The sequence below is a fragment of the Antiquaquibacter oligotrophicus genome, assembly GCF_020535405.1.
Taxonomy (GTDB): domain Bacteria; phylum Actinomycetota; class Actinomycetes; order Actinomycetales; family Microbacteriaceae; genus Rhodoglobus; species Rhodoglobus oligotrophicus.
On sequence record NZ_CP085036.1, the window covers coordinates 2,573,721 to 2,585,378 of the forward strand.

Sequence of the window (11,658 nt, forward strand, 5' to 3'; positions counted from 1 at the left end):
CTGCCTCCCGGAGGTGTCACTGGGGCAAGTCTGGCACGCCCTCCGCGCTCGCCAAGGCTGCCGCGACGTCGCGCTCGACGAGTTCCGCGTTGATCGCGGCCCCCACCTTGCTGCCCGTACCCATGGAGAGGGGCACGTTCGCAGCCGGGTTCACGGAGTTTCCTGCGGCCCACAGGCCGGGAACACTCGTGCGACCCATATCGTCGACCGCGACGAACTCGGCCCCACCGAAGGGGGCCTGAGCGCTCACCGCCGCTCCCAGCGCTCGGAGGAACCCGTCGCGAGGGGCGCCAGCAGGAGCGGTGAACACGATGTCCACCTCCACCGAGCCTCCATCGACGAGGTCGATCGTGATGGCACCGGAATCCTGCGAGTGCACACGCTCGATGTCCGCATCGACTCGCGTAATACCTCGTGCGTCGAGGGCCCGCAGCGCGACGTCATCGAGGGGGATGCCGCGGCTGAAGTAGGTGACATCCGATGACCACTGCCTCAGTAACTGAACCTGGTGCTGCGCCGGTGTAGTGGCGATCACACCGATGCGCTGGTCGCGCTTCTCCCAGCCGTCACAGTACGGACACACGACGACACCGGTTCCCCAGAGTTCCGCGAGCCCGGAGATGGCGGGCAGCTCGTCGGCGAGGCCGGTTGCCACCATGACGTGCGGTGCGCGGTGGATGCCCGCTGTCGAGGTAACCCGGAAGCCGCCCGAAGACTCGGGGGAGAGGTCGGTGACGTCACCACTCAGTACGACGCCGCCGTAGCCCTCGATGTCACGACGTCCCCGAGCGAGCAGGTCGACGGCCGATGTGCCGTCGTGCCCCAGTACGCCGTGCATGTGAGGTGCAACGCCGTTGCGAGGTTTGCCAGCATCGATCACCAGTACCGACCGGCGCGCTCGGGAGAGCATGAGGGCGGCGCTGAGCCCCGCGGCTCCGCCTCCGATGATGATGGCGTCCCACTTGTCTGTCATGAGACCAGCCTCATTCCTGACCGCGTCGGGAGCAAACGAGATTGCTAAACTGGCAACATGTGGGAGGAGAAGCTTTCCGCCGTCGGACCGCGACTGAGGGAGTTGCGCTCGATGGCAGGGCTCACGCTCGCCGAGGCGTCTGCCGCGACATCCATCTCGGTCTCGACGATCTCCCGACTCGAGTCCGGTCATCGCGGCCCCACCCTCGAGCTCTTGCTGCCTCTCGCCGAGCTCTACGGGGTCGCCCTCGACCAACTCGTGCAGCCGGCGGATGCCCGTGACCCGCGTGTTGTGCAGAAGCCCTTCCAGCGCGGCGACTCCACCATCGTTCCGCTGTCGCGCGCCGGAGCGAAGCTCCAGGCATACAAGCAGGTGCTGCACCCTCGCGGTGGGCAGCCCGTACCCGAGCAGCGCGTACACGAGGGATTCGACTGGTTCTACGTTCTCAGCGGACGGGTGCGGCTGCTCCTCGGACCCCACGATATGGAACTGGGTGTGGGTGAGGTCGCCGAATTCGACACTCGGGTGCCGCACGCGTTCTTCAACCCGGGCACCGAACCGGCGGAGATCCTGACCATCTACGGCAAACACGGAGAGCGCCTGCACGTGCGCGCGAGTACGACGTCCAGCGCGCGTTGAGAAAACGTCCAGCACGGTTCGCCCCCTCTCCGAGTGACAATGGGGTGAACGAGTCAAGGGACGGGGACCCCCATGCCGGTGTTCAAAACCAACGCGCGCATCAAAGCCGATCGCGTCGCGGCGATCGTAGGCGTCGCGAGTTTCGCGGCCGGCCTCACACTCATCGCCTTCGAAACCGTGACCGGGCCGCCGCCCGAGCCCTCCGTCACAACCGTGACGTCGCCCCTGCCGGGTGGGCAAACGACCACGACAACGGACACCACCGCTCCTCCCTTCAACTCGACGTCGGAGCCGCGGGTCACGCACGAGACGTCCGTGACAGAGGGAGCGCCCGCCGTCGTCACCGTCACCTCGGGCGGAGCGAACCCGTGGCTCGGGAGCCCTGCCGCCACCGCCGCCGCGCAACTGCTTCTCGTCACGGCCGCCTCACTCCTGCTCGCCTTGGCGACACGACGTGTGCTCCTCGGTGAGTACGGCGTACACGTCGACGCGACAGGCCCCGGATCGACGGATGCCCGCGCCGACACCATCACGGAGCTCGAGGCCGCGGCCACCAAACACGACGTCGCCGCTGCCCGCGAAACCCCAGACCTGTCGCGCCCCCTCTTCGCAGGACCCTCGGTCAACGACCCACGGCTTCGAGTCCTGCAGCACAGGATCTCGCTGGAACTCGACGTGCGCACCCTCGCGCAGAACAACGACCTGCCGAGCGGGCTCACCATCCCCTACGTCGTCGACTGCCTCGTGGCCGCGAAACGGATGTCGCCGCAGTTGGGATCGGCCGTGGTGGCCCTGAGCGAGATCGGCGAACGTGTCGGGCACGGTGCGACGGTGTCCCTCGACGCGACCACGCTGCTCACCGAGGCGTACTCCGGCGCGTTGGCCAAGGTGGGCGGTCGGATTCGCTGACAGCGGCGTGCAGCACTGACATCCGCTCACTCACTAGGCTGGGCGCATGCCGGGGGAGCGTCGCTGGATCGCGTACAAGAGACACTGGATTCCCGTTGTCGCTCTGGGCCTGGGGCTCGCGGCGACCGCGTGGTGGTTGCTCAGCCCGTGGCCGGCGGCGCTTCTCATCCGAGCGATCTTCGATCAGAACGCTCAGAAGACGGTCGAAGAGATGACACCCTTCGTGCCCGTCACCGGAGTGGACGCTCGACGTGACATCGCCTACGGCACGGGGCCGGACGCAACCTTCGACCTCTTCCGCCCGAGCGGTGCGAGCGAGCCATTGCCCACGGTCATCTGGATTCACGGCGGTGCCTGGATTTCGGGCACCAAAGAGAACGTCGATCCCTACGTTCAGATCATCGCCTCGCACGGCTACACAACGGTCAGCCTCGACTACCCCTACGGGCCAGAGCACCTCTACCCGCGCGGGCTCGAAGACCTCAACGATGCGCTCACCCATCTCGTCGAGAACGCCGACGAGTACGGCATCGACCCCGAGCGTCTCGTCATCGCGGGTGACTCTGCCGGTGCCAATCTGACGAGCCAGCTTGCGGTGCTCACAACCAATCCCCAGTACGCGGACCTGTTGGGCATGGATCCGGCGTTGGGCGCCGAGCAGCTTCGCGGTGTTGTGCTCAACTGCGGCATCTACGACGTCAGTGGCATCCCCAATGCCCCTGGGATCGGTGGCTGGGGGTTCCGTATTGCACTCTGGGCCTACCTCGGAGAACGCGACTGGTCGAGAACGGCCGGGGGTCAGGAAATGTCGACCCTCGACTACGTGACGGAGGACTTCCCGACGACCTGGATCTCGGGCGGCAACGGCGACCCGCTCACCGACACCCAGTCCAAGCCCCTCGCCGACAAACTCGGTGCCCTCGGGGTCGACGTCGAGACGGTGTTCTACCCCGCGGATCACGAGCCGGAACTGCCGCACGAGTACCAGTTCCACCTCGACTATGCGGATGCCCAGTCCGCGCTCACCTCGACACTCGAGTACCTCGATCGCGTCCTTCGCGACTAACGCTGCAGAGGGCGCGACGTCGGAGGTGGCACGTAGCCTGTCGCCGTGCCAGAACCGATCGACTCGTGGTGGCAGCGTCGTCAGCGCTCCAAAGGAGTCGACGTGCCCTACGCGGTGGGCAGTTACCGAACGGACTGGGAGCGATATCCCGTTCTCATTCGCCAGTACCACCCCGACCTCAACGGCGGACTCGCCCTGACCCAGGTTCCGCCCGCGGCCGACGTCTGGTTGCTCTGGCAGTGCGAGGTTGGCCACCTCTTCATTGCCACACCCTGGGAACAACGCCAGCGCCCCGGCACGTCGAGGCGGCGCTCGACCTGGTGTCCGGAGTGCGCGACGGGAGCCGCCCCGAAGCCGATCCGGCAAGAGCCCCGCGTTGTCACGCGGGCCCCGGCGCCCGCGCGCCCGCAGAAACGGCTGTGTCGGCACTCGGAGGCGCCGCGTCATCGGGAGGGCGATGCCTTTGCGAGCGTGTGTGCGCCGGCACGAGCATCCGCGGTCGAGGGTGACCTTCACCAGCGCCTCGCCGACCGGCTTGAGTTCACGGGAGGGATGACGGCCGTGCGCACGCGGCATCCGTTTTTTGATCATCTCGAGGTGTGGCCCGACATCGTCCTGCCCGAGCTGAAGGTGGCAATCGAGTACGACTCGACGGGTCGTGACGGGCTCGAGCACGTGGGCCGCCGCGAACACGTCGACCTGCGCAAGGATCGAGCGGCACGAGCAGTCGGGTGGGAGGTCATCCGTATTCGTTCGGCGAAACTCCAACCCCTCGGCCCACACGATGTGCAGGCCTCGACGGTGAGTGAACGCCTGATCTCGCGCATCATCGACGAGTTGCGTGTGATCCGCGGCGATCTCATCGTCGACTGCTACCTGCGCTGAGCTCGCGGCGTAGCAGCGGTCGCGTCGCAAATCAACCGGGGGCACGAAAGCTCCGCGCGGGGGCCGTCGGCTGGGAGGATGGATGCCATGACGCTGCACATCACGGGCGATCCGGCAGCGGATGCCCTCCTCACCGACAATCCGTTCGCGCTGCTCACCGGCATGATGCTCGATCAGCAGGTGACGATGGAGACGGCCTTCGCCGGGCCGCTCAAGCTGGAGCAACGCCTCGGGCAACTCTCAGCGGCCTCCATTGCGGGTACTGATCCCGATCGTTTGGTTGCCGCCTTCAAAGAATCCCCATCGGTCCACCGTTTCCCGGGTTCCATGGCTGAACGGCTGCAGGCACTCGCGCAGGCGCTGGTCGCCGACTGGGACGGCGATGCTGCCGCACTGTGGACGCGCGGTAACCCGGACGGGGCAGAAGTCTTCCGTCGACTCCGAACGCTGCCGGGATTCGGCGAGCAGAAGTCGAAGATCTTCCTCGCCCTCCTCGGTAAGCAATACGGGTTCACCGGTGAGGGGTGGCGCGATTCATCCAGCCCCTACGGTGACGAGGGAACAACGATGTCGGTGGCCGACATCGTCGACAGTGACTCCCTCGCGAAAGTTCGTGAGACCAAGAAGGCGGCCAAAGCGGCGGCCAAGGCGCGATGAAGGAGCGCATCACGCGACTTATTGCCTGGGTGACCGGGCTCTTCCCCGTGAGAGTGTTCACTCACTTCGGCGAGCGGAATGGACCCGTGCTCGCGGCGGGAATGAGCTATCAGGCACTCTTCGCCGTGTTCGCGGCCGTTTACGTCGGATTCTCCATCGCCGGCATCTGGTTGCTCGGCCAACCGGGCGCGATGGACTCCCTCCTCGCCATCGTCAACTCGACGATTCCCGGCCTCGTGGGGGACGACGGTGTCATCACCCCCGACGATCTTGCGGCCGCGGGCGCCGCGAGTGCCGGCCTGCTCACGTGGACGGGGGCGATCGCCCTCATCGGGCTCATCCTGACCGCGACGGGGTGGATCAGCTTCGCGCGGCTCTCCGTCCGTGCCGTCTTCGGACTACCCCGCGAGACCAGAAACCCGGCGCTCGTCATGGCTCTCGACATCCTTGTCGCCATCGCCGTCGGTGTGCTCCTTCTTGTGGCCTCCGTACTGTCGGTGGCGAGCACCGCGGCGCTCGACTGGGTCTTCGGCGCCATCGGACTTGCCACCGAGAGCATCGGGTACGTGGTGCTGGCACGCGTTATCGGACTGGTGCTCGTTCTTGCGATCAACACTGCCGTTCTGGTGATGTTGTTCCGCTTCCTCTCGAGCGCGGCCGTCGGCTGGCGCTACCTCGTGCGGGGTGCACTTGTTGGCGGGGCCGGGATGCTCGTGCTGCAGCTGGCCAGCTCGCTTCTGGCCAGCGGCGCCTCCAGCAACCCGCTGTTGGCCACCTTCGCCGTGCTCATCGGTCTCCTGCTGTTCTTCCGGCTCCTCAACACCGTGATACTCGTCGCGGCGTCGTGGATTGCCGTTGGTGCGGAAGACCGTCACGAGCAACTCGCGCCCCGGGCATCCGTCGTATCGGACGCCGACGACCTGGTCGCGGCGCGCGCACGCGTCGTGGAGGCTCGGCGCGCATACGCGTCCGCGCCGCTGCTGCGCCGTCGCGGCGCCGCACGGCGGGTGAGACAGGCCGAAGACCGGCTCGTCGACCTCGTCGTTGACGATACGGGTACGCTCGCGGGAGTCAGCTGAACTCGATCACGGCGGAGGGGGACATGAAGCGTCGTGCCTCGGCCCTCGTCTTGTGGGTGAGATCATTGCTGCCCGTTCGGGTCTGGATGAACCTCCTCGACCACAACGGGCTTCTCCTCGCCGCAGGCATGAGCTACCAGGCGCTCTTCGCGGTATTCGCCGCCGTCTACGTCGGTTTCTCGATCGCGGGCATCTGGCTCGCGGGGGACCAACAGACCCTCGAATCCCTTGTTGTCATCGTGAGCACCGCTGTCCCGGGACTTGTAGGCGACAACGACGGCGTCATCCACGTCGACGACATCGTGGCCGGGAGCGCAGCAGGCGCTGGCATCCTCAGCGTCACCGGCGCCATCGCCCTCGTCGGACTCGTCTGGACGGCGATCGGGTGGGTGACGTACGCCCGGTTGGCCGTCAGGGCGGTCTTCGGCTTGGAGCGCGACCGCCGCAACTTTTTTCTCTTGAAGGCCCGTGATCTTGTCGTGGCCTTAGGGCTCGGCGCGCTCCTGCTCGTCGCGGCCGCGCTGTCGGTGCTGAGCACCGCGGCCCTCGACTGGGTTTTCGACTCGGTTGGGCTCAGCACGGCGGGACCGTGGTATCTGCTCTTAGCCCGCGGTTCGGGATTCCTGCTGATTTTTGTCATCAACTCGGCCGTACTGGCAGCGCTGTTCCGCTTCCTCTCGCGTGCGAGCATCCCTTGGCGTCGACTGGCGGGAGGCTCGTTCCTCGGCGGTCTCGCCATGCTCCTCTTGCAGATCGGCAGCTCGGTTCTTGCTGGCAGCGCAACACGCAATCCGCTGTTGGCGACGTTCGCGGTGTTTATCGGTCTGCTGTTGTTCTTCAGGATTTCGGGCCTCATCACCCTCGCGGCCGCGTCGTGGATCGCCGTTGATGCGGGTGATCGCGGGGAGAAGCTCTAGCCTCCGACGTAGTCCTTCAGATGTTTACCCGTCAGGGTCGTCGCCGTCGCGACAAGCTCCTGCGGGGTGCCTTCGAAAACGACCGATCCTCCGTCGTGGCCGGCACCTGGCCCGATATCGATGATCCAGTCTGCGTGTGCCATGACGGCTTGGTGGTGTTCGATGACGATCACGGTTTTGCCGGAGTCGACGAGGCGGTCGAAGAGTCCCAGCATGTGCTCGACGTCGGCCAGGTGCAGCCCGGTCGTTGGTTCGTCGAGCACGTAGATGCCGCCCTTGTCGGCCATGTGGATAGCGAGCTTCAGTCGTTGACGTTCGCCGCCGGAGAGGGTCGTGAGCGGTTGCCCGAGGCTCAGGTAGCCCAGTCCGACATCGGCCATACGCGTGAGGATGGCGTGGGCGGGACCCGAGCCGAAGAACTCCTCGGCCTCGGCCACGGACATGGCGAGCACCTCCGCGATGTTTTTACCGTTCAGTGTGTACTCGAGCACCTGGGGCTGGAACCTTTTGCCACCACACGCTTCGCACACTGTCGCGACGCCCGCCATCATGGCGAGGTCGGTGTAGATGACGCCGTTGCCGTTGCAATTCGGGCAGGCGCCCTCGGAGTTGGCACTGAACAGGGCGGGCTTCACACCGTTCGCCTTGGCAAAGGCGGTGCGGATCGGATCAAGCAGACCGGTATACGTCGCGGGGTTGCTCCGTCGCGATCCGCGAATAGCGGACTGGTCGACGGTGACCACGTTCTCTCCCCGCGGGATCGAACCATGGATGAGAGAACTCTTGCCGCTGCCAGCCACACCGGTCACGACGGTGAGAACACCGAGCGGAATGTCCACATCGACGTTTTTGAGATTGTGACGTGTCGCCCCTCGAATCTCGAGGTAGCCCTGGTGGGTTCGAGGTGTTTCGCGAAGCCGCACGCGATCGTCGAGGTGGCGGCCGGTAAGGGTGTCGCTGGATCGGAGCCCGTCGACCGTACCCTCGTACTGAATTGTGCCGCCGCCAACCCCTGCCCGCGGCCCCAAGTCGATTACGTGGTCGGCGATCGCGATCGTCTCCGGCTTGTGCTCGACCACGAGCACGGTGTTGCCTTTGTCGCGAAGGCGACGGAGGAGGTTGTTCATCCGCTCGATGTCGTGCGGATGCAGCCCGATGGTCGGCTCGTCGAAGATGTAGCTCACGTCCGTCAGAGACGACCCGAGGTGTCGCACCATCTTCACCCGCTGGGCCTCACCACCCGAGAGCGACCCCGAGGTTCGATCGAGGCTCAGGTACCCGAGTCCGATCTCGACCAGCGAATCGAGGGTCTGCTGCAGTGGCGCGAGGAGCGGTCCCACCTGCGGGTCGGAGATGCCGCGAATGAACTCGGCGAGGTCACTCACTTGCATGCGTGAGCAGTCGGCAATGCTTTTTCCGTTGATCTTCGACGACCGGGCAGCCTCGTTGAGCCGGGTCCCCTCGCACTCCGGACACGGTTGGAACGTCACAGCCCGGTCGATGAAGGCGCGGATGTGCGGCTGAACTGAGTCTTTGTCTTTCGACAGGATGCTCTTCTGCACCTTCGGCACGAGGCCTTCGTACGTCATGTTGAAGCCGCTCACCGCGACCTTGACGGGCTCCTTGTAGAGGAAGTCTTGGCGCTGTTGCTCCGTGAAGTCCTTGATGGGAACATCCGCGGGAACAAAACCCGATTCGGTGAAGCCGCGCACCATCCACCCGTCGACGTTGTAGCCGGGAATGGTGATGGCGCCCTCGCTGAGGCTCTTGCTGTCGTCGAACAGCTCAGCGAGGTCGATGTCGGTCACGTGGCCGAGCCCCTCGCATCGTGGACACATGCCCTCCGGTGCGTTGAAGCCGTAGTAGAACGACGGACCGATGTGCGGTTCGCCCAGTCTGCTGAAGACGATGCGCAGCATGGCGTTGACGTCGGTCGCGGTGCCGACCGTGGAGCGCGAGTTCGCTCCCATACGTTCCTGATCGACGATGATCGCGGCACTGAGGTTCTCGAGCGAATCCACGTCGGGGCGACCGAGGCTCGGCATAAATCCCTGTACGAAGGCGGAATAGGTCTCGTTGATGAGACGCTGCGACTCCGCGGCGATGGTGCCGAACACGAGCGAGGATTTACCGGAGCCGGAGACTCCCGTGAAGACCGTCAACCGTCGTTTGGGAATGTCGACCGAGATGTCTCGAAGGTTGTTCTCGCGTGCTCCGCGAACCCGGATGACGTGGTGGCTATCGGCGATCGAGGGGCTGGATTCGTTGGGGGAGTGCGCGATGTTCACGGTGTCCACTCTGCCAGAGGGCGCCGACATCCGGCAGTATCAACCCCACAGCAGGGGGCGCGAGGCAAAGGCCCGCGGGGTGCCGTATTCGATGCGCGCGCCGAACGTGGCTTTTTTGTAGGGCTCGAAGACGGTAGCTGCGGCACCAGCGCGGTGTTCGAGGCGTATCTCCACGGCATCCGAACGCTCCTGCTGGAGACGCGTGTTCATGATGAGCGCAACGCTGCGAGCCTGATCTCGAACCTGCCTGAGGTGGCTCATCGCGGTGCGGATGAGCGATTCGATGTCGGGATGTTTACCAAGACCCGATCTGTCTTGTTCGATCTCGAGAATTCGACCGTCGTCCGTCATGACAATCGCGATGGGGTCGAAGTGCGCGGCTTCGGTCAACCGCGTCCTCGCGAGCCGGATGGAAGTCTCGAGCAGCCTGTCCAGGTCAGCGCGCGCGGCCTCATCGACCGCGTCCCCCCACGACTCCATGTGCACATCGTAGCCAGACACGGACGCCCGGCGCTGGCGACCATTCGGGGCGCAACCCGTCGAGCGGAGGGAGGGGGTGGAGTAGCCTCGGCGAGGTGACCAGCCGTATCGATACTCTCGTCATCCTCGGAGCGGGCGGTGACCTCACCTCACGCCTCCTCCTCCCCGGCATTGCCTCTTACCTCGCGTCGCGCGATGCGCAGTCGGTCGAGATCATCGGGGTCGACCGCGAGGATTTCTCCGCAGCTCAGTGGCATAAGCGGATCTCGACGGCCTTCGCGTCAGCGCCGTCGGCACTCGGCACTCGTGTCGCCGACGCGAGCAGCTACCTGCGAGGGGATGCCACGAACCCCGACGATCTCGCTCGTGTACTCGCCGCGGCGAAAGGCCGCGTGGCGCTCTACTTCGCTCTGCCACCGGCGGTCGCAGAGCTCGCGTGCCGCGCCCTCTCGACGATGACCCTGCCCGCCGGAATCACGCTCGTGCTCGAGAAACCCTTCGGCACCGATCTGCGCTCGGCCGCGGCCCTCAACCGCCTGCTCCAGACGATGGTGCCGGAGAAGCAGATCTTCCGCGTCGACCACTTCCTCGGGAAGTCGACTGTGCTGAATCTCATCGGACTCCGATTCGCCAATCGCATCTTCGAGCCGCTGTTCTCGCGCGACAACGTCGAGAAGGTCGAAATCATCGCTGACGAAAGCCTCGGTCTCGAACATCGGGCAGGCTACTACGACCACGCGGGTGCCTTGGAGGACATGATCCAGAGCCATCTGCTCCTCGTGCTCGCGCTCGCGGCGATGGAGCCACCCGCGAGCCTCGACGCTGAGGATCTTCGCGGTTCCATGGCCCAGGTCCTTCGTGCGACGCGTCCTTGGCGCAAGAACGGAACATCCTCCCGTCGGGCACGCTACGGCGCGGGTAGCGTCGACGGGCGACGGATGCCCGCCTACATCGATGAGGACGGCGTCGACCCGCGCCGCAAGACCGAGACCCTTGCCCAGGTGACGCTCGCGATCGACAACTGGCGGTGGGAGGGTGTGCCGTTCATCGTCCGCTCGGGCAAGGCGCTCGCGGAGTCGCGGCAGGAGGTGATCGTGACGTTCAAGGAGGTCCCGCACCTTCCCGCCGGGCTCACGGGTGTGGCGAGTCCGAGTCGTCTGCGGGTCTCGCTCAAGCCCGCGACACTCGATCTCGACCTCGTGGTCAACGGGGAGGGCGACCCCTTCACTCTCGACCAGTCGATCCTCCACGCCGAGCTCGGCGAGGCGGAGTTGAGCGCCTACGGCGAAGTTCTGGCCGACGTGCTCGAGGGGTCCTCGGTGATCTCGGTGCGTGGCGACGTCGCCGAGCAGTGTTGGCGGATCGTCGAACCGGTCATGAAGGCCTGGAGCAAAGACTTGGTTCCGTTGGAGACCTACCCAGCAGGTTCTCTCGGGCCGTCAGAGTGGTAGTCGGCTAGGCTCGGCTCTATGACGACCGCCGTGCACCGCCTCCTTGCGGCTCTCGGCATCCTCCTCGTCCTCACGGTGACGGCACCGGATGCCGGTGCCGTGGTGTTCGCCGGTGCATCGCTCGCAGTCGCGGCCCTCCTCGCAGCGAACATCGCCGTCGCCGTCCTCGGATCGCGCGAGATCACGGTGGGCTATCGTGCCCGCGCCCACAGGGAGTCCTTTTCGTCGTCACCCGAGCCGAGTCATCCGGCAACTCCCGGACGTACCCGCGCACGAGCCCCGGGAGCTTTCGCCCTGACCGCGTTCTGAGTCCG

Annotated in this window: 12 protein-coding genes; 9 read left to right on the top strand and 3 right to left on the bottom strand. The window is 65.7% G+C overall.

The features are described 5' to 3' along the window. Nucleotides 1–16: 16 nt before the first annotated feature. Nucleotides 17–973: an NAD(P)/FAD-dependent oxidoreductase gene (locus tag LH407_RS12525; protein WP_322133650.1), complete on the bottom strand. Its 957-nt coding sequence runs from the start codon at nucleotides 971–973 to the stop codon at nucleotides 17–19. 57 nt (nucleotides 974–1,030) lie between these two features. On the opposite strand from LH407_RS12525, the gene LH407_RS12530 reads away from it, so the two are divergent. The 7 genes from LH407_RS12530 (at nucleotide 1,031) to LH407_RS12560 (ending at nucleotide 7,125) form a co-directional block, all read left to right on the top strand. Beyond that, nucleotides 1,031–1,612 carry a helix-turn-helix domain-containing protein gene (locus LH407_RS12530; protein WP_322133649.1) on the top strand — a complete coding sequence of 194 codons (582 nt, stop codon included), beginning with the start codon at nucleotides 1,031–1,033 and terminating at the stop codon, nucleotides 1,610–1,612. A 72-nt stretch (nucleotides 1,613–1,684) separates the two neighbouring features. Next, nucleotides 1,685–2,521 (top strand): hypothetical protein, encoded by an 837-nt coding sequence (locus LH407_RS12535; protein ID WP_322133648.1) that lies wholly within the window; start codon nucleotides 1,685–1,687, stop codon nucleotides 2,519–2,521. A 46-nt stretch (nucleotides 2,522–2,567) separates the two neighbouring features. Next, nucleotides 2,568–3,587 carry an alpha/beta hydrolase gene (locus LH407_RS12540; protein ID WP_322133647.1) on the top strand — a complete coding sequence of 340 codons (1,020 nt, stop codon included), beginning with the start codon at nucleotides 2,568–2,570 and terminating at the stop codon, nucleotides 3,585–3,587. Nucleotides 3,588–3,632: 45 nt separating this feature from the next. Beyond that, nucleotides 3,633–4,472, top strand: coding sequence for a zinc-ribbon domain-containing protein (locus LH407_RS12545; RefSeq protein ID WP_322133646.1), 840 nt, complete (start codon nucleotides 3,633–3,635; stop codon nucleotides 4,470–4,472). An 87-nt stretch (nucleotides 4,473–4,559) separates the two neighbouring features. Continuing rightward, complete coding sequence (locus LH407_RS12550; protein ID WP_322133645.1) at nucleotides 4,560–5,129, top strand: HhH-GPD-type base excision DNA repair protein; 570 nt, start codon at nucleotides 4,560–4,562, stop codon at nucleotides 5,127–5,129. After that, the gene (locus LH407_RS12555; protein WP_322133644.1) at nucleotides 5,126–6,208 is read left to right on the top strand and encodes a YihY/virulence factor BrkB family protein; all 1,083 of its coding nucleotides are present in this window, start codon (nucleotides 5,126–5,128) and stop codon (nucleotides 6,206–6,208) included. Before LH407_RS12550 ends, LH407_RS12555 begins: the two co-directional genes overlap by 4 nt. Before the next feature lie 23 nt (nucleotides 6,209–6,231). Beyond that, entirely contained in the window at nucleotides 6,232–7,125 is an 894-nt protein-coding gene (locus LH407_RS12560; protein WP_322133643.1) for a YihY/virulence factor BrkB family protein, read from the top strand. Here the strand turns inward: LH407_RS12560 and LH407_RS12565 are convergent. Further along, nucleotides 7,122–9,443 (bottom strand): ATP-binding cassette domain-containing protein, encoded by a 2,322-nt coding sequence (locus tag LH407_RS12565; protein ID WP_407650579.1) that lies wholly within the window; start codon nucleotides 9,441–9,443, stop codon nucleotides 7,122–7,124. The genes LH407_RS12560 and LH407_RS12565 overlap by 4 nt on opposite strands. Before the next feature lie 9 nt (nucleotides 9,444–9,452). Further along, on the bottom strand, nucleotides 9,453–9,893 hold the full coding sequence (locus LH407_RS12570; protein ID WP_322133641.1) for a hypothetical protein: 441 nt from the start codon (nucleotides 9,891–9,893) through the stop codon (nucleotides 9,453–9,455). A 95-nt stretch (nucleotides 9,894–9,988) separates the two neighbouring features. Between LH407_RS12570 and LH407_RS12575 the strand changes: the two genes are divergently transcribed. Beyond that, complete coding sequence (locus LH407_RS12575) at nucleotides 9,989–11,344, top strand: glucose-6-phosphate dehydrogenase (RefSeq protein WP_322133640.1); 1,356 nt, start codon at nucleotides 9,989–9,991, stop codon at nucleotides 11,342–11,344. An 18-nt stretch (nucleotides 11,345–11,362) separates the two neighbouring features. Further along, nucleotides 11,363–11,653, top strand: a complete 291-nt coding sequence (locus LH407_RS12580) for a DUF6412 domain-containing protein (RefSeq protein WP_322133639.1) — start codon at nucleotides 11,363–11,365, stop codon at nucleotides 11,651–11,653. The last annotated feature ends 5 nt before the right edge of the window (nucleotides 11,654–11,658 follow it).